The organism is Marinobacter sp. LV10R510-11A, assembly GCF_900215155.1.
GTDB lineage: Bacteria > Pseudomonadota > Gammaproteobacteria > Pseudomonadales > Oleiphilaceae > Marinobacter.
Genome location: NZ_LT907980.1, coordinates 2,307,969 through 2,325,275, shown reverse-complemented (window position 1 = coordinate 2,325,275; position 17,307 = coordinate 2,307,969). Strand labels below are relative to the sequence as shown.

Here is a 17,307-nt window from a genome sequence, read left to right as displayed (position 1 = left end):
AAAAAGCCGGCCGTGCCGGCTTTTTTGTTAGCCCCCGAAAAGTTTTCCGTCCACCAACGAGCACAGAGCGTTAATCACAAGCAGTAACAGTGGCGTGGCCTCTGTGGGCGAGAGGTCATTCAGAGCGATCTCGTGGTCTTCAGCGTGCATCAGGGAAGTAATGTCAGACTTTTCCCGTGCACTCAAAACCACCACGTTCATTTCCCGGTCATGGGCTGCCTGAATGGCCTGAATGAGATTCGCTTTGTGGCCATTGTCTACAATCACGAATAACAGGTCGCCGGGCTTGCCAATGGCTTTAACCTGGCGTGAGAAAGTATCGTTGAAACGGTTATCACGGCAAATAGCTGAGTAGGTGGTTGCGTCGGCTCCCAGATTGATGGCAGGCAGCGCCGGCCGATCTTGCTCAAAGCGGTTCAGGAATGCCGTACAAAAATACTGAGCAATCACGTTGGCGTTACCGTTGGCGCAGGTAACGATTTTCCCGTCATTTAAGAGGGCATTTACGAAGGCGTCTGCAGCCTGCTCAATAGCCGGTCCAACGCTGCTGGCTGCCTGAGCAGTATGCTCCATGTGGCTCGCAAACAACTGGTTAATCAGGTTTTCCGTTTTGCTCATCAGAATTTATACGTCCGCCTGGATTGCATTTTTGATCCATTGTACCCGGTATTTTTTAATGGTTCCTGGGCTGATTGCCACTACGTCTATACGGCAGAGGGTGTCCCATAAGTGGTGCCGGTGCAGATAAAACGAAGCGGCTTTCAATAGCCGCTGCCGTTTTGGGTATGAAATGGAACCCGCCGGGTCTACGAGACTACCGCTGCCTCGGTAACGAACCTCAAAGAAAACGAGCGTATTCTTGTCCTGCCCTATCAGGTCAATTTCACCGCCTCGGTTATAAACGTTGCGCTCCAGAATCCGCACACCTTGAATGGCGAGATACCGCGCCGCTACGCCCTCAAAATGTGTTCCGATAGCTTTGCGGCCTTCCATGGCTCTGCTGTCCTTTTATTTCGGGATAATGTCAGTTGTTCAGGGTCTGCGGGCTTTGGTTGTCTTCGCCGCCAGAGGCCGCTGGCTGAGGTAGCAGGTTGGGCGTTCCGCTTCGGAACTCCGCCCAAAGCTGGGTTCGGTGGATGCTGCCTTCACGGGTCATGGTTAGCAGTCCTGTTTGGCCATCGACTGTTGCGGTCTGAACCTGGCGAAGCAGGGGGAGGCGTTTGCTGAGCTGCCATGCGTCGGCTCCCATGGCAAACAGTCTGCCTAGCTGGCCGCGAGTGCCAGACAAAACTCTGCTGGCTTCCTCGCGCAGTGGGTTCTTGTCGTCAAGCACCCAAGGAATATCGGTGAACATTACCTCGTTGAGGTCGCGATCCCGACCGGCGTCTGGTGCACCTTCGTAAACAATCGAAGGTGAGTAAACGGGCAGGTCGCCACCGAAGTAAAACGCAAACAGAGGCTTGAACTGACGAGCCACCGCAGGCTCGGCGACCATAATAATGGCTTCGGCATCTTGGCGGCGTCGTGGTTCAAACTCGACGTTCAGGCCAATGGTGCGCTCCACCTGGATAGCCCGATCCCGGGATACGGTAATGCCCAGCAAGTCTGCAGTGACTGCCCGCAGATTATCCTCGCGAAAGAATCGTTTGATATCCAGAGCCACCGCACCGTTTTGTTGCATGCGCTTGAGCAGGGCTGCCTCCACCCGGTCGCCCCACTCACCATGAGGGATCAGCACCAGCACCTGATTGATGCTTTGCCCAGCAAGTCGGTCTGCAATTTGCCGGGCTTCGTCCTCTGCCGAAAGGCCAAACTGATACAGGCCGTCGGGGGCGTTTTGGTCGTCGCGCAAATAGTTGAGCCCCAAAGCGGGAACCGGAAGGGTTCTCATGCTGGTAAGGCTTGCCAGCGCCTCCTTCTCAAGAGGGCCTATGATCAGGTCTATATTCTGAGCGGCCAGCTCCTTATATAGTTCATCAAACGGCTGGCCGGAAGTGTCCACAATCCGGATGTCGGTCTTGCTGCGGTCTACTGAGTCATCCTGGTAATAGGCAGCCAAGAAGCCATCGCGGATAGCCTTGCCAGCGCTGGCCAATGGCCCCTGGAGGGGGAGGGCTAGGGCAAGTTTTTCGGGCCGATTTTCGGCCAAGCTCGCAATGAGTTGTAGCTCGGAAGGTGGTATCTGGGCAGCGGGGTGGCCGGGCCAGTTATTTTGCCAGCGCCGTATGATGCGGCCTTGATCATCAATGCTCAGTTCCGGTGCCCGAAGACTGGCTGCAAGCTCTAACCAGCCTTCGGTTTCAAAGCCGATCGAGTCCGTGCCTGCGGAAGTAAGTTCCTGATCCGGAACCGCTTTCAGAAAATCCCAGATCTGATCGTGAATTTGTTGCGGGTTAACCTTGCCATCTGTCTGGGACAGCAGCATCAGTGTCATGGCCGCTGAGAGGCGGTCGCCTACCAATGCATAGGTTTCGGCCTGAAGGCTGGCCGCCCGGTTAACCAGATCTGAGCGGTAGCTTCTGAAGTTGTCTGGCGAGAGTTTCGTGACAATGTTGCCGGCCCACTCACGGTCTTCGAGTGCCACCGCACTCGCCATGGCGAGTAGCTGCTTCTCTACCTGTAGTGCCGGTGCAGGTTGCGCCAGCTGAGTGCTCTGAAGTAATGTTCGGGCCGCCCGGTGTTCTCCGCGATCCTGAAACCGGCGGGCGACTTCTAATAAGTATTTTTGCGCCGTTTCAGTGTTGCTCTCCTTTGCTGCAAGCTCAAGAGCCTGGGAGGGAGACTGGGCAACCTGCGCATCCAGGTTGATACTGGCGCAACCGGCAAACAGCAGGGACAGTGTAAATATACTGGCCAGGGCGCGATGGTTAATACGGTTCTTGGTCATGGCAAGCTCTATAGATTCCGGAGTTTTGGGCTTGTGGCGCCGATCTGATGGTGGCAAGTTTAACAGCTCCCGGGCCAATTCACATGACGCAGGTGTCATGCTGACGCCGTCTCTATACGCGAGGCACACATTTTGAAATCTGAATCGGATCAGTCAGTCATGCAGGTAATAAAGCCAGGCGATAACCAGGGGACGCTCTATATCGTCGCTACCCCCATTGGCAATCTGGAGGATCTTTCTCCCCGCGCCGTTAAAGTGCTCTCGGATGTGGCGGTTATTGCGGCGGAGGATACCCGCCATAGTGGGCGACTGCTGCAGCATCTGGGTATCAGCAAGCCGTTGATTGCATTGCATGATCACAATGAGCGCGGCAGAGTTAAGAGTATTGTAAGCCAGTTAATGGCGGGCGCGGATGTGGCGCTGATTTCAGATGCCGGTACGCCTCTGATCTCCGACCCAGGCTATGTACTGGTGCGGGACGTAAGAGCTGAAGGGCTAAGGGTGAGCCCAATTCCTGGGCCCTGCGCACTGGTTGCTGCACTGAGTGCGGCGGGTTTGCCCACCGATCGTTTTTTGTTTGTTGGGTTTTTGCCAGCAAAACGTACCGGCCGGCGCACAGCTCTGGAGGAGCTCCGTAAGGAGGTTGCGACTCTAGTGTTCTACGAGTCGCCTCACAGGATACTGGCCACCGTAGCGGATATTGCAGACGTTATGGGAGCGCAAAGAGAGGTTGTACTGGGGCGGGAAATCACTAAAACCTTTGAGACCTTCTATTCTGGTGGTGCCGCGGATGTACATGCCGCACTGACGGAAGACCCTCATGGCAGCCGTGGTGAGTTTGTTATCGTGGTGCGGGGCGCTGAAAAGACTGAAAGTGGTTTGATGGCCGGCGCGGTGGATGTAGACCAGTTGCTGAACCTTTTGATGGCGGAGCTGCCGCTAAAAAAAGCCGCAAAAATGGCGTCTGAGCTGACGGGGCTGGGTAAAAACGAACTGTATCAGCGTGCCCTTGGTCTTAAGGAGAGCTGAACCTTGAGCCTGCGCTTTTCCTTGCATGGTGCGTGGCGCAGTAGTATTGTCTCGACCGAGCTCGCCAGGCAGTCGCCGCCGGTTTACCGGGGGAGGAAAGTCCGGGCTCCGCAGGGCAAGGTGCCAGGTAACTCCTGGGCGGCGTGAGCCGACGGAAAGTGCAACAGAAAGCAGACCGCCTAAGTGCTCGTGACTTGTTCGCGAGCACCGGTAAGGGTGAAACGGTGCGGTAAGAGCGCACCGCGTGACTGGCAACAGTTCACGGCGATGGTAAACCCCACCTGGAGCAAGACCAAATAGGAGTCCTATGGCGTGGCCCGCGCTGGACTCGGGTAGGTTGCTTGAGGCCTGTGGTGACGCAGGCCCTAGATGAATGACTGTCCAAGACAGAACCCGGCTTATCGGCGAGCTCGTTTTTTTCCTCTCTTTTATGGGGCGTGTTTATTCTCACAGCACGCCTCTTATGCCCAAAAAATCTTAAACCTCACTTGTCTTCTTCAGACCTTTCTGCAGGTAGTTGATTTCACTTCTTTTCTTTTCTGTAATGTCACCTTTCTCTTACGTCTCTGGCTGTAACTTGTTGTCATAAAAGGAACTTTCCCACGAGGGCCGCTGTTTGCGGCGCTTGCATTGTGAATTGCGTGTTTCTATAGTGTGCACAAGTGGGAAAAAGTGGTTTCTAGTGGTTATTTGTGGTTTTCGAGTCCCCAGAGACGGATTAAATGAGTAATTTTCTCGGCAGTCATGCCATCAATATGGATGCGAAGGGTCGCTTGGCGATCCCTACCAAGGTGCGCGAAGGCCTCGCGCAAGCCTGTGGTGGCCGCATTGTATTGACGGCCAATGCCGATGATGAGCGGTGTCTGCTGGTTTACCCGGAGCCCGAGTGGGATATTCTCCGCCCTAAAATTGAAGCACTTCCCAACATGAATAAGGCCGCACGACGCCTGCAGCGTTTGCTGCTTGGTAATGCCGCGCCGATGGAGATGGACTCTGCCGGGCGTATTCTGGTGCCGCCCACGTTACGCAGCTATGCCCATCTTGAGAAAAAATTGATGCTGATCGGGCAGGGCAAAAAACTGGAGCTATGGAGTGAGGAACGCTGGTTTGCATGGCTTGATGAGTCGTCCTGTGATGAAGATATGCCACCTGAGATGGAGGCGCTTTCCCTATGACCTCTGATCGCAAGCCGGAGGCTGGAGCGGAGTTTTCCCATCGCTCGGTACTTCTGGATTCGGCGGTCGACTATTTGGTCAGTGACCCCGATGGCAAATATGTGGATGCCACGTTTGGTCGCGGCGGTCATAGCCACCTAATTCTGGGGCGCTTGGGCGCGTCTGGCCAGTTGCTGGGTATCGACAAAGACCCTGAAGCTATCAGTGTGGCTGAAGAACTTGCTGCAGATGATCCCCGCTTCGGATATTTCCATGGCTCGTTTGCTGAGCTCAGCCGCGCGGTATCGGAAGCAGGCTGGGAGCAGGTCAATGGCGTTTTGATGGATCTTGGCGTGTCGTCGCCACAGCTTGATGATGCCTCGCGAGGCTTCAGTTTTATGCGTGAAGGCCCGCTAGATATGCGCATGAACCCGCAGCAGTCGCCAAGTGCGGCTGAATGGCTCGCCAGTGCAGAGGAGCGTGAAATCGCTGATGTGATTTTTCGCTACGGTGAAGAGCGGTTTTCCCGCCGCATCGCCCGTTTGGTTGTCGAGCGCCGGCAAGAGGCACCGATTGAAACCACGCTCCAGCTTGCCGAGCTGGTGAGTACGGCGGTACCGAAAAAAGAGAAGCACAAGCATCCGGCAACCCGCACCTTTCAGGCCGTTCGCATTTTTATTAACCGCGAGCTGGAAGACCTTGAGGTTGGGCTGCAGGCGGCAGTCGACCGGCTTGCGCCTGGTGGGCGCCTGGTTGTTATAAGCTTCCATTCGCTGGAAGACAGGTTGGTGAAACGCTTTATGCGAGACCTTGCTCGCGGCCCTAGGTTGCCCAAAGGCATACCCGTGACGGCTGATCAGGAGGCTTCGGATTTCAGATTAATAGGCAAGGCCAACAAGGCCGGTGCCGGTGAGGTTAGTGAGAACGTTCGTGCGCGCAGCGCTGTTATGCGGGTGCTTGAGCGCATTGATCATGAACAAAATTCTCAGGGGAGCGCGTAGATATGGGCGCGGTAGCCATAGAGCCGGCAGTAAAGCCGGCCAAGCTGAATAAAGAAAAGGTGCGCGAAGGCGTAGTTGCAGCCGTCCGGATTTCGCGGCGAGTGTTCGATGCCACGCGTCAGAAGAGGGTTCTCGTGTCGCTGGCACTAGCCGTACTGCTTGTAGGTTCATCGATTGGCGTTGTCGTTAGTGCCCATGAGAATCGAACGCTGTTCAATACGCTGTCTCAGCTTCACGCCGAACGTGACGGCTTTCAAGCCGAGTGGAGTCAGTTGCTTTTGGAGCAAAGTGCTTTGGGTGGCTATGGTCGGGTAGAGAAGCTTGCAGCTGAGCGTTTCAGCATGGTGGCACCGGGGCGTCAGGATATTGTTCTGGTGCCTCTGATGTCGCCGTTAGCGGCTCGGTAATTCACGATACAACAATTTGTAGGGTGATCTGATTGTCCAAGCAGGAATCAGCAAGAACATTGATCCAAAAAGTGGCGGCAGGCTTGAAAGCCTGGCGCTTTGGTTCTGTGTTGGGCGTTTTCTTGTTGGTTGTATTGGCGCTGGGCTGGCGATTGGTGGATTTGCAGGTTGTCGATAATGATTTTCTGCGTCAGCAGGGTGATGTTCGTACCATTCGTGTAGAGGCAATTGATGCTCACCGTGGTGTGGTTACGGACCGTTATGGTGAGCCGCTGGCCGTGAGCACTCCTGTGCAAACACTTTGGGCAAATCCCTCAGAGACAGATCCTGATGAGCCTCGCCTAGCTAACCTTGCACGGTTGCTGCATATCAGTGAGGCGAGGCTGCGCGAGCGCCTAGTTACCTACGCGGGCCGTGAGTTTATTTACCTGCGCCGAAAAGTTCAGCCGGGGCTGGCAACGAAGGCGATGGACCTGGATATCCCGGGCGTTTATACGCGCCAAGAGTACCGGCGCTATTATCCGGCGGGCGAGGTCACTGCCCATGTTGTCGGGTTTACCAACATTGATGAGCGTGGCCAGGAAGGTTTGGAACTGGCCTACAACGAGTGGTTGTCTGGCGAGTCTGGCCGCAAGCGTGTGCTGAAGGATAATCGCGGACGCGTCATCAAAGACCTTACGCTGATCCGGGATGCTAGCCCCGGTCGCAATCTTGAGTTGAGCATTGATCTGCGTCTGCAGTATTTGGCCTACCGCGAGTTGAAGGCCGTTGTTAGCGCTCACGATGCCCACGGCGGAACCCTCGTTATGCTGGATGTTGAGACCGGCGAGGTGCTGGCCATGGTCAATCAGGGGTCATATAACCCTAACGATCGCAGCCAGCTTGCACCGGGAAATCTTCGCAACAAAGCCATCACGGATTTGTTTGAGCCAGGTTCAACCATGAAGCCAATCTCGATGGCTGCTGCGCTTGAATCGGGGCAGTACTCCCCTCAGACAACGATTGATACCTCGCCCGGCTATAGGCGCTTTGGCAGGTTTACGATTCGAGATTATCGGAACTACGGCGTCATCAGCCTTACCGACATTATTGTGAAGTCCAGCAACGTGGGTATCAGCAAGATTGCCACTGAGTTGGGTGGTGACACGATTCGCAACCTATACGCACGGCTTGGGCTTGGCCAGCCAACCGGTACGGGCTTCCCGGGTGAGGCTGTTGGTGTATTGCCAGCACCGCCTAAGTGGCGCCCCTCAGAAGAAGCTACTCTCTCATACGGTTATGGGATGAGTGTGAATGCGCTCCAGTTGGCCCAGGCCTATATGGTTATTGCCAATGGCGGCATGCGGTATCCGCTAAGCCTGATGAAGCTGAATGAAAAGCCCGTTGGCGAGAGAGTGCTCTCGGAGCGAGTAACCAGCCAAGTGCGAACCATGCTGGGAGAAGTGGTTTCCAGGGGGTCGGGAAAGCGGGCTCAGCCGGGCTTTTACAGCGCAGGAGGCAAAACAGGAACGGTTCACCTGGTGGGCGCTCAAGGCTATGAAGACAGTCAGTATAAGGCGATCTTTGCCGGAATGGCGCCCATTGATAATCCGAGGATTGTAACGGTTGTGGCCGTGGATGCGCCGCAGTCTGGGGAATACTACGGTGGTGAAGTGGCCGCGCCGGTATTTTCGCGAGTGATGAACGGTGCACTTCGCCTCCTAAACGTAAAGCCCGAACTGGAAGTTGGTGCCGCCGGCCTGCGAGCGGGAAAAACTGGGGAGAGGGGGTAAGCCTATGTGCATAACATCTCTCAGCACCTTGTTGCAGGGCATTGTATCTGTGCCGTCAGTCTTTGATGTAACCATCCATGGGCTGCAAACCGATAGCCGTGAAGTCAGATCTGGCGATGCCTTTGTCGCATTGGCTGGTGCCGCTACGCTGGCTGAGCATTACGTGGATAAAGCCATAGCCGCAGGTGCGACTGTTGTCATTCTTGAGTCGGAAGGCGAGAGGGAGTGCTGGGAACATCACGGGGCACTTGTGGTGCCGGTCCCGGGGCTCCGACAGCTGCTGGGCAAGATTGCTGCGCGGTTTTATGAGCATCCATCACGCAGACTCCGGTTGATAGGCGTGACTGGCACCAACGGTAAAACCTCCGTTAGCCATTACGTAGCGCAGTTGCTGGGCCATGCAGGAACGCCTTGCGGTGTTATGGGGACCCTGGGTTATGGCATGCCGGAAGCCTTGCAGAAATCGTCCCATACCACGCCCGATGTGGTTCAGATCAACCGAGCGCTGTCGAATATTCTTGCCAAGGGCGGTCGGGCAGCTGCGATGGAAGTGTCGTCCCATGGTCTAGATCAGGGGCGCGTGGATGGCTTGACCATATCCGGGGCCATCTTCACTAATCTGACACGGGATCACTTGGACTATCACGGTTCAATGGAGGCCTATGGGGCCGCCAAAGCACGCCTGTTTGAGCGCGAAGATGTGCATTTCTCGGTGATCAACTTCGACGACCCGTTTGGCCGCCAATTATACGAAACCCTTGATGGCAAATGTGATCGCATTCGTTACAGCCTTCATGAGCCACAGACAGAGTTGTGGCTGAAAGATTTCCAATCTACAGATGATGGCTTTGATGCCGTGGTCGATGGTGAGTGGGGCACTTTTGACTTGTCTGTGCCCCTGATGGGCAGCTTTAACGCCAGCAACGTACTTGCCGCTGTTGCAACGGTTATGACACTGGGTGTGACTGTCGAGCAGGTTCAGAGCGCAGCGAAACAATTGGTTCCACCTCCGGGCCGGCTTGAGCGTTTTTGTAGCGCAGATGGCGTCCGCGCGGTTGTGGACTATGCCCACACACCGGACGCCTTGGCTAATGCCTTGGCTGCATTGCGCCCGCATGTAACTGGCCGGCTGATTTGTGTGTTTGGTTGTGGTGGTGATCGCGACAGCGGTAAACGCCCAGAAATGGCCAAGGAAGCAGAAAAGTGCGCGGATGTCATCGTCGTTACGGATGACAACCCCCGCACTGAGTCACCTGTGGTTATTGTGCAGGATGTTCAGGCTGGCTTCTCCAGCCCGGGCTCGGCAACGGTCATTCATGATCGGGCTGAAGCCATCCGTTTTGCCATTAGCATGGCAGCACCGGAAGACCTGGTGCTTATAGCGGGTAAGGGCCATGAGTCCTGGCAGGAAGTCGCTGGTAAAAAGCTGCCATTCAGCGATGCCGCTCAGGTTCGACAGATGCTGAAGCTTGAAGGAGGTGCAGCATGATAGGCACTTTCTCACTCGCCCAGGCCGTGAAATTTACCGGCGCCATCTGTACATCTCAGGGGCTGGATGCTGTCTCATATGCGGGTGTGTCCACCGATACGCGTGCTTTGAGGTCGGGAGATTTATTTGTTGCTCTGCGTGGCGAGAATTTTGATGGCCACCAATTTTTGCGGGCCGCACAAAAGCATGGGGCCTGTGCAGCGGTCGTTGACACGTTTGACCGCACTCTAGATATACCTCAGCTGGTCGTGACTAGCACCGTTGACGCGCTGGCGGGTTTGGCATCGGGTAACCGCAGCCAAAGTGATGCACGGCTGATTGCGATAACAGGCAGTAGCGGGAAAACCACTGTTAAAGAAATATGCGCGGCCATCTTGGTTCGTATGGGCAATACCCTAGCGACTCAAGGCAATCTGAATAATCACATTGGTGTTCCACTGACACTGTTTGGCCTAGAGCCTACGCACCAGTATGGCGTTATCGAACTTGGCGCCAGCGGCATTGGCGAAATTGCCCATACAGTTGCCATCACCCAGCCGCAGGTTGTGATCCTCACGAACGCGGGCCAAGCGCATCTTGAAGGTTTTGGCAGCTACGAAAATATTGTGCAGGCCAAGGGTGAAATCATTGAAGGCGTTGCCGAGGGCGGCCTAGTGGTTCTGAATCGGGACGACTCTGCGTTTGATCAGTGGCTTGCCTGTGCCGGCAACCGTCGGGTTGTCAGTGTCAGCCGGTGTGGTCACCCCGAGGCAGACTATCACTCTGTTATAGAGCAGCCGCACGCTCAGAAGCCGGAAATCGTGGTGACCGGGCCAGATGGCTGGTCTTGTGCCGTCACACTGCTACTGGAAGGCGAACACAACGTAACTAATACCCTGCTTGCTATCGCGGCAACCCGGGAGTTGGGCGCGACAGATATCGCAATTGCCGACGGGCTGGCGTGCATGGAGTCCATTCCGGGGCGTCTGCAGGAGATCAACCTGCCTAGGGGCTTTACGGTTATTGATGACAGCTACAACGCTAATCCCGCTTCCATGAAGGTGGCGCTGAGTGTTCTGGCAAAACGTGAGGGTAAGCGCATTGCGGTTTTTGGCGCCATGGGAGAGCTCGGGCCAACTGCACGTGAATTGCACAGCGAGGTCGGAGGCTTTGCCTCCGACCTCGGAATTGAACGCCTGCTGACCGTGGGGGCTGGCTGCGACGGCTATGCCGACGGTTTTGGTGAAACCACCGAGATGTATCAAACACACGACGAGGCCATACAGGCCATCGTTTGCACAAATGAGCCGCCGATGACCGTGCTGGTGAAAGGATCCAGAAGTTCTGCCATGGATCTCGTGGTGGAAGGGATTAAAAACAAGGTGAGTAACGCATGCTGCTCTGGCTGACAGGGATTTTATCAGAATATTTTTCAGCGCTGACGGTGTTTCAGTACCTGACCCTGCGCGGGATCCTGGGAATACTGACGGCTTTGCTGATCTCTCTGGTTATCGGGCCGCTGATGATCCGCAAGCTGAGCCAGTACCAGATTGGCCAGGCCATCCGGGAAGATGGGCCGCAGTCGCACCTTAGTAAGGCCGGAACGCCGACCATGGGCGGTGCGTTAATTCTGGTGGCAATAGGTATCAGTACACTGCTGTGGGCGGATTTGAGCAACCGTTACGTCTGGGTGACCTTGTTGGTCACTATGCTGTTTGGTGCGATTGGCTGGGTGGATGATTATCGTAAGGTCGTTGAGCGCAACCCCCGCGGGTTGCCCGCGCGCTGGAAGTATTTCTGGCAGTCGTTGATTGGTGCCGCTGCGGCCATCGTGCTGTATTTCAGTTCGGTACTGCCTCAGGAAACATCCCTGTATCTGCCGTTTGTTAAAAACGTGTCGCTGACCCTCGGGCCAGTGTTTTTCATCCTGCTGACCTATTTTGTGATCGTCGGCAGTAGCAACGCGGTGAATCTGACGGACGGTCTGGATGGCCTGGCAATTATGCCAACAGTCATGGTCGCCGGCGCGCTGGGCATTTTCGCCTACGTTTCTGGCAACGTTCAGTTCGCAAACTATTTATTGATTCCGCATTTGCCTGGAACCGGCGAACTCATTGTTTTCTGCGGAGCACTCGTTGGCGCTGGGCTCGGCTTTCTGTGGTTTAACACCTATCCCGCCCAAGTCTTTATGGGCGATGTTGGTGCTCTGGCCTTGGGTGCGGCACTGGGCGTGGTCGCGGTAATCGTGCGCCAGGAAATCATTCTTTTCATCATGGGCGGTGTGTTCGTGATGGAGACAGTCTCTGTAATTCTACAGGTGGCGTCCTTCCGGCTGACCGGTCGACGCATTTTCAGGATGGCGCCACTGCACCACCATTTTGAACTCAAAGGCTGGCCCGAGCCACGTGTGATCGTGCGCTTCTGGGTCATCACCGTGGTTCTTGTTCTGATTGGCTTGGCCAGTCTGAAGATACGATAGGAAATCGGACGAATTATGAGTGTCATCACGTCAGATCGTCGCACATTGGTAGTAGGGCTCGGTAAAACCGGGCTCTCCTGCGTGCGCTATCTGTCTGCACAGGGTCGGGAAATCGCCGTAGCTGATAGCCGCGAAGCGCCGCCGTGCTTGGATGACCTGCGTGCCGAGTGGCCCGACATTCCTGTTTACCTGGGCCGGTTTGATCCAGAACGGTTTGCCGGATTCAACGAGCTTATTGTAAGCCCGGGTATCAGTATTGCTGAGCCGGCTATTGCCCACGCCGCTAAACAGGGCGCGCGTATCCGGGGCGATATTGATTTGTTTGCTGAAGCTGCCGAAGCGCCCGTTGTAGCCATAACCGGCTCTAACGGTAAAACCACCGTCACTACATTGGTGGGTGATATGGCTCGCGCTGCCGGTCGACGAGTTGAAGTTGGCGGAAACATCGGAACCCCAGCGTTGGATTTGCTGGGCAGAGGTGCCGAGCTGTACGTGCTTGAACTCTCCAGTTTCCAATTGGAAACCACCGCGCAGCTGAATGCGCTGGCGGCCACTGTATTGAATGTCAGTGACGATCACTTGGATCGCTACCCAGACAAGATGGCTTATTTTCAAGCCAAGCAGCGAATTTACCGTGGCTGCCAGAATGCCATTGTGAATCTGGACGACGCACTGAGCACGCCCATGGAGCGGGATAACTTGCGGTTTCTTTGTTTTGGATTTCACCGCGTTAATCCGGAAACCTTCAGCACCCGGGAAGATGACCAGGGTGTTTGGGTAACGTTCGGGTTCGACAGCATTCTAAACTCCGGGGAGCTGAAGCTGTTGGGCCGGCATAATCTTAGCAACGTGATGGCGGCACTGGCGCTAGGTCACGCAGCCGGGCTACCCATGGACGCCATGCTGGGTGCCGCGCGGCAATTCAATGGCTTGCCGCACCGGTGTGAGTTCATACGCAGGCTTGCAGCTGTTGATTACATCAATGACTCCAAGGGGACGAATGTCGGAGCTACCGTCGCAGCCTTAAACAGTCTGGTGCCCGAAGGCAACGGGAAAATAGTGTTGATTGCGGGTGGCGAAGGCAAAGGCGCTGAGTTTTCTGAGTTGGCGTCGCAGGTCAGAGCCTGTTGCCGGGCAGTGGTATTGATCGGGCATGACGCAGATCGCATTGCTGAAGCTGTCGGCTCCGACCTTCCGGTTTACCGTGCCGACACGTTGGCGGAGGCGGTAGAAAAATCTGCAGAGCTTGCGCTGGAAGGAGATCGCGTACTGTTTTCTCCGGCTTGCGCAAGCTTCGATATGTTCCGGGATTATATAGACCGCGGTGATCAGTTCCGCGCACAGGTTCAATCTCTTGGGGAGGTGCTGTGATGCAGGCAGGACTGTCAGCGGCACCCTCACGGACTCAGTGGTTGGGCGAAATTCAACCGCTGGTGGCCCTGATACTCAGCTCGGTAGCTCTGCTGATTATTGGGGTTGTGATGATTTCTTCGGCCTCCATGGATATAGCGGTCGAAACCATGGGCAATGGCTACCACTATGTGATTCGCCAGCTTATGTTCGCCGTCATGGGCTGCATGCTCGCGCTGGTGTCGGTCAATGTGCCAGTGGCCTGGTGGGAGCGCAGTGGATGGTTGTTGCTCGGCATAGGTCTGCTGGTGCTGGTGCTGGTTCTTACACCACTGGGCCACACGGTAAACGGATCAACACGGTGGATTCCGTTTGGCTTGTTCAACGTGCAGGTGTCGGAAGTTGCCAAGCTGTGCCTAATCGCTTATCTGGCGGGATATGTTGTGCGGCGGCGTGATGAGTTATTGAACACCTGGCCGGGTTTTTTGAAGCCGCTCGGGGTTTTGGGCATAGCGTCGGCGTTGCTGGTTATACAGCCTGACTTCGGAGCCACCGTTGTATTGGTTACGGCTGCCGCAGGTATGATTTTCCTAAGTGGGGTGCGCCTTAGTCGGTTTGTGCCGCTGATTGCGACGCTGGTGGTAATCGGCGTTGTTCTGATTCTTACCCAGCCCTACCGCCTCAAGCGCGTGGTGAGTTATCTCGACCCCTGGAAAGATCAGTTTGATACCGGCTACCAGTTAACTCAGTCGCTGATAGCCTTCGGGCGTGGCGAATGGACCGGTGTGGGTCTCGGTAACTCGATACAGAAATTGTTCTTTCTGCCGGAGGCCCATACAGACTTTATTTTCGCGATTATCGCTGAAGAGTTCGGGTTGCTGGGCTCGTTAATTGTGCTCGGGCTGTTTACGGTTCTGGTTGTCACCGGTTTTGTGATTGCTCGCCGCGCCGAGAAGGCTGATATGCCGTTTGGTGCCTGTTTCGCCTACGGCATTACGCTGCTGATTGGCCTGCAAGCGGGTATCAACATGGCAGTCAGCACCGGATTGTTGCCAACCAAAGGGCTGACCTTGCCACTGGTGAGCTACGGCGGCTCCAGCCTGATGATCAGCTGTATTTGCATCGGAATTCTAGCTCGGGTTGAGATGGAACGGTTAGATAAGGAAAAACTGGCGACCGAAAAGACCAGCCCGCGAAAGCGGGGAGGAGCGCGCTATGACTGAATCGCGCCGGTTTTTGATAATGGCCGGCGGTACCGGAGGCCATGTGTTCCCAGCGCTGGCCACTGCCCGGGCGCTTGAGGCCAAGGGGCACGAAGTGCACTGGCTGGGTGCCATTGGGGGCATGGAGGAGCGGTTGATAGGTGACACGGGTATTCCGCTGGCGCTGATTCATATCTCCGGGCTTAGGGGCAAAGGCAAGCTGGCATTGATCATGGCGCCGTTCCGGCTGATGCGTGCGTTGGGCGAGGCATTTACTGTCGTGCGCCGCATTCGCCCAGATTGTGTGGTTGGTATGGGCGGGTTTGTGACTGGCCCTGGCGGCGTGGCGGCATGGCTAACAAAAACGCCGTTGGTGATTCATGAACAGAATGCCATTGCCGGAATGACCAATCGCATTCTGGTGCGGTTTTCTAAAGCGGTACTAGAGGCGTTCCCGGGGAGCTTTGGCTCGGATGTGATTACCCGATGCACGGGCAACCCCGTACGCGAAGACCTAGTGAACCTGCCGGAACCGGAACAAAGAATGGCTGAGCGTAAGCGTGGGCAGAACGATCAGGAACATGCACTTCGTGTTCTGGTAGTGGGCGGTAGCCTGGGGGCCCAGGTGTTCAATCAGCAGTTGCCAGAAGCTCTGGCAATGCTGCCCGAGCAAGAGCGGCCGCAGGTTCGTCATCAGTGTGGTGAAAAGCACATTGAAGCGGCGCGAGCTTCTTACGCGGAGCACGGAGTAAAGGCCGATGTTGAGCCATTTATTAAAGACATGGCGGAAGCCTATAGCTGGGCCGATATTGTGTTGTGCCGCGCGGGCGCCCTAACGGTTTCAGAGCTTTGTGCTGCAGGTATCGGCGCGGTGCTGGTGCCATTTCCCCACGCGGTGGATGACCATCAAACAAAAAACGGCGAGCAAATGGTGAATGCCAAAGCGGCCGTACTCATACCACAGTCGCGGCTGACACCAGCCGTGCTGGCAGAAACCTTGGGCGATCTTGTCCGGGATCGCGCTAGGGTCATGGATATGGCCAAGGCTGCACGTACTTTGGCTCGCCCCGGCGCAACGGAGCGAGTTGTAAATTATTGTCTGGAGGCCGCTAATGGCTGATTCAACCAATACGCCGCTTGTTTTTCAAGTACCGGAAATGCGCCGGATTCGCCACATTCACTTCGTGGGTATCGGTGGCGCCGGCATGAGTGGCATTGCGGAAGTACTGAAAAACCAAGGCTATGACATATCTGGCTCAGACCTGAAAGAAGGTGTGGTCACAAACCGCCTAAAGGCTATGGGTATTGAGGTTCAGATTGGTCATCGGGAAGAGAACAGCGCGAAAGCCGACGTGGTCGTGGTCTCGTCCGCCGTGGCATCTGACAACCCTGAAGTGGCTTCAGCCCGCAGCCGGAGGGTGCCTATTGTGCCTCGGGCGGAAATGTTGGCTGAGATCATGCGGTACCGACATGGCATTGCCGTAGCCGGAACCCACGGCAAGACCACCACCACTAGCCTGATTGCTTCGGTGCTCGGTGAAGCGGGGCTTGATCCTACGTTCGTGATCGGCGGCAAGCTCAACAGTGCAGGTACCAACGCCAAACTGGGTGGTTCCCGTTATTTGGTGGCCGAAGCGGATGAGAGCGATGCCTCCTTCCTGCATCTGACCCCGGTGATCTCGGTGGTGACGAACATTGAAGCCGACCACATGGACACCTACGACGGCGACGTTGAAAAACTGAAGCAAACGTTTGTGGATTTTCTCCACAATTTGCCGTTTTACGGCCTGGCCGTTATGTGTGTCGATGATGATTATGTGCAGGAGATAATTCCACGGATTTCTCGAGCCATTATCACCTACGGCATCAGCAACCCAGATGCGGATTACCGGGCCGAGAACATAGTGACCGATGGTCTGAGAACCCATTTTGTCGTGAAGCGCCCTGGGGGACGCAGTGATTTGACCGTGGAACTGAAAATGCCGGGTCGTCACAACGTGCTGAATGCGCTGGCAGTGATCGCCGTAGCGACCGATGAGGGCGTTGCAGACGAAGCGATCTGTCGTGGCCTGGCCGTTTTCGAGGGAGTTGGGCGTCGTTTTCAGGTTTACGGCGATTACAAAACGCCGAAGGGCACGATCACACTGGTTGATGATTACGGGCACCACCCCACAGAGGTCGAGGCTGTCATTTGCGCAGCCCACGATGCTTGGCCGGGCCGGCGTCTGGTGATGCTGTATCAACCCCACAGGTTCTCCCGAACCCGTGATCTGTATGAAGATTTTGTGCGCGTTCTATCGGAAGTCGATGGTCTGTTATTAATGGATGTGTACTCCGCCGGTGAGGCCGCTATTCCAGGTGCGGATGGCCGGGCGTTGTGCCGGAGCATACGGCAGCGCGGCAAGATAGAGCCGGTGTTTGTAGAAGATAATCGCAAAATCGAGAGCTTGCTGGAAAGCATGCTACAGGACGGTGACCTCCTGATTACACAGGGTGCAGGAGACATCGGTGGCGTAGCGACCCGGTTGGCAGCGGCAGGAGTAATTGCAGGTGAGTGA

Annotated in this window: 15 protein-coding genes and 1 other RNA gene; 13 read left to right on the top strand and 3 right to left on the bottom strand. The window is 55.7% G+C overall.

Annotated features, from left to right (window positions below; translation table 11 throughout):
- Positions 1 to 27: 27 nt before the first annotated feature.
- Genes CPH80_RS11145 through CPH80_RS11135 form a run of 3 tightly spaced genes read right to left on the bottom strand, consistent with a single transcriptional unit; the run spans position 28 to position 2,944 of the window.
- Positions 28 to 618, bottom strand: coding sequence for an SIS domain-containing protein (locus CPH80_RS11145; RefSeq protein ID WP_096277807.1), 591 nt, complete (start codon positions 616 to 618; stop codon positions 28 to 30).
- A 6-nt stretch (positions 619 to 624) separates the two neighbouring features.
- Complete coding sequence (locus tag CPH80_RS11140) at positions 625 to 993, bottom strand: YraN family protein (protein ID WP_096277805.1); 369 nt, start codon at positions 991 to 993, stop codon at positions 625 to 627.
- 31 nt (positions 994 to 1,024) lie between these two features.
- Complete coding sequence (locus tag CPH80_RS11135; protein ID WP_227520127.1) at positions 1,025 to 2,944, bottom strand: penicillin-binding protein activator; 1,920 nt, start codon at positions 2,942 to 2,944, stop codon at positions 1,025 to 1,027.
- A 102-nt stretch (positions 2,945 to 3,046) separates the two neighbouring features.
- On the opposite strand from CPH80_RS11135, the gene rsmI reads away from it, so the two are divergent.
- From rsmI to murC, 13 genes are all read left to right on the top strand, one after another.
- Positions 3,047 to 3,916, top strand: coding sequence for a 16S rRNA (cytidine(1402)-2'-O)-methyltransferase (rsmI, locus tag CPH80_RS11130; protein WP_096277803.1), 870 nt, complete (start codon positions 3,047 to 3,049; stop codon positions 3,914 to 3,916).
- 56 nt (positions 3,917 to 3,972) lie between these two features.
- An RNA gene (gene rnpB / locus CPH80_RS11125) (RNase P RNA component class A) lies at positions 3,973 to 4,333 on the top strand.
- A gap of 305 nt (positions 4,334 to 4,638) precedes the next feature.
- Positions 4,639 to 5,091, top strand: coding sequence for a division/cell wall cluster transcriptional repressor MraZ (gene mraZ, locus CPH80_RS11120; protein WP_096277801.1), 453 nt, complete (start codon positions 4,639 to 4,641; stop codon positions 5,089 to 5,091).
- The gene (gene rsmH / locus CPH80_RS11115) at positions 5,088 to 6,071 is read left to right on the top strand and encodes a 16S rRNA (cytosine(1402)-N(4))-methyltransferase RsmH (protein ID WP_096277799.1); all 984 of its coding nucleotides are present in this window, start codon (positions 5,088 to 5,090) and stop codon (positions 6,069 to 6,071) included. Before mraZ ends, rsmH begins: the two co-directional genes overlap by 4 nt.
- A gap of 2 nt (positions 6,072 to 6,073) precedes the next feature.
- Positions 6,074 to 6,478 carry a cell division protein FtsL gene (gene ftsL, locus CPH80_RS11110; protein ID WP_096277798.1) on the top strand — a complete coding sequence of 135 codons (405 nt, stop codon included), beginning with the start codon at positions 6,074 to 6,076 and terminating at the stop codon, positions 6,476 to 6,478.
- Positions 6,479 to 6,510: 32 nt separating this feature from the next.
- Positions 6,511 to 8,250 (top strand): peptidoglycan D,D-transpeptidase FtsI family protein, encoded by a 1,740-nt coding sequence (locus tag CPH80_RS11105; RefSeq protein ID WP_096277796.1) that lies wholly within the window; start codon positions 6,511 to 6,513, stop codon positions 8,248 to 8,250.
- 4 nt (positions 8,251 to 8,254) lie between these two features.
- On the top strand, positions 8,255 to 9,739 hold the full coding sequence (locus CPH80_RS11100; RefSeq protein ID WP_096277794.1) for a UDP-N-acetylmuramoyl-L-alanyl-D-glutamate--2,6-diaminopimelate ligase: 1,485 nt from the start codon (positions 8,255 to 8,257) through the stop codon (positions 9,737 to 9,739).
- Complete coding sequence (locus tag CPH80_RS11095) at positions 9,736 to 11,127, top strand: UDP-N-acetylmuramoyl-tripeptide--D-alanyl-D-alanine ligase (protein WP_096277792.1); 1,392 nt, start codon at positions 9,736 to 9,738, stop codon at positions 11,125 to 11,127. The genes CPH80_RS11100 and CPH80_RS11095 overlap by 4 nt, the downstream gene beginning before the upstream one ends.
- Positions 11,112 to 12,197 carry a phospho-N-acetylmuramoyl-pentapeptide-transferase gene (mraY, locus tag CPH80_RS11090; RefSeq protein WP_096277790.1) on the top strand — a complete coding sequence of 362 codons (1,086 nt, stop codon included), beginning with the start codon at positions 11,112 to 11,114 and terminating at the stop codon, positions 12,195 to 12,197. Before CPH80_RS11095 ends, mraY begins: the two co-directional genes overlap by 16 nt.
- Before the next feature lie 15 nt (positions 12,198 to 12,212).
- Positions 12,213 to 13,568 (top strand): UDP-N-acetylmuramoyl-L-alanine--D-glutamate ligase, encoded by a 1,356-nt coding sequence (murD, locus tag CPH80_RS11085; RefSeq protein WP_096277788.1) that lies wholly within the window; start codon positions 12,213 to 12,215, stop codon positions 13,566 to 13,568.
- On the top strand, positions 13,568 to 14,770 hold the full coding sequence (gene ftsW, locus CPH80_RS11080; protein WP_096277786.1) for a putative lipid II flippase FtsW: 1,203 nt from the start codon (positions 13,568 to 13,570) through the stop codon (positions 14,768 to 14,770). Before murD ends, ftsW begins: the two co-directional genes overlap by 1 nt.
- Positions 14,763 to 15,869 (top strand): undecaprenyldiphospho-muramoylpentapeptide beta-N-acetylglucosaminyltransferase, encoded by a 1,107-nt coding sequence (gene murG / locus CPH80_RS11075; RefSeq protein ID WP_096277784.1) that lies wholly within the window; start codon positions 14,763 to 14,765, stop codon positions 15,867 to 15,869. The genes ftsW and murG overlap by 8 nt, the downstream gene beginning before the upstream one ends.
- Entirely contained in the window at positions 15,862 to 17,307 is a 1,446-nt protein-coding gene (gene murC, locus CPH80_RS11070) for a UDP-N-acetylmuramate--L-alanine ligase (protein WP_096277782.1), read from the top strand. The genes murG and murC overlap by 8 nt, the downstream gene beginning before the upstream one ends.

Coding starts and splice junctions, on each gene's coding strand:
- CPH80_RS11145 (WP_096277807.1), bottom strand. CDS start 618: ATGAGCAAAACGGAAAACCTGATTAACCAGTTGTTTGCGAGCCACATG.
- CPH80_RS11140 (WP_096277805.1), bottom strand. CDS start 993: ATGGAAGGCCGCAAAGCTATCGGAACACATTTTGAGGGCGTAGCGGCG.
- rsmI (WP_096277803.1), top strand. CDS start 3,047: ATGCAGGTAATAAAGCCAGGCGATAACCAGGGGACGCTCTATATCGTC.
- mraZ (WP_096277801.1), top strand. CDS start 4,639: ATGAGTAATTTTCTCGGCAGTCATGCCATCAATATGGATGCGAAGGGT.
- rsmH (WP_096277799.1), top strand. CDS start 5,088: ATGACCTCTGATCGCAAGCCGGAGGCTGGAGCGGAGTTTTCCCATCGC.
- ftsL (WP_096277798.1), top strand. CDS start 6,074: ATGGGCGCGGTAGCCATAGAGCCGGCAGTAAAGCCGGCCAAGCTGAAT.
- CPH80_RS11100 (WP_096277794.1), top strand. CDS start 8,255: ATGTGCATAACATCTCTCAGCACCTTGTTGCAGGGCATTGTATCTGTG.
- CPH80_RS11095 (WP_096277792.1), top strand. CDS start 9,736: ATGATAGGCACTTTCTCACTCGCCCAGGCCGTGAAATTTACCGGCGCC.
- mraY (WP_096277790.1), top strand. CDS start 11,112: ATGCTGCTCTGGCTGACAGGGATTTTATCAGAATATTTTTCAGCGCTG.
- murD (WP_096277788.1), top strand. CDS start 12,213: ATGAGTGTCATCACGTCAGATCGTCGCACATTGGTAGTAGGGCTCGGT.
- ftsW (WP_096277786.1), top strand. CDS start 13,568: ATGCAGGCAGGACTGTCAGCGGCACCCTCACGGACTCAGTGGTTGGGC.
- murG (WP_096277784.1), top strand. CDS start 14,763: ATGACTGAATCGCGCCGGTTTTTGATAATGGCCGGCGGTACCGGAGGC.
- murC (WP_096277782.1), top strand. CDS start 15,862: ATGGCTGATTCAACCAATACGCCGCTTGTTTTTCAAGTACCGGAAATG.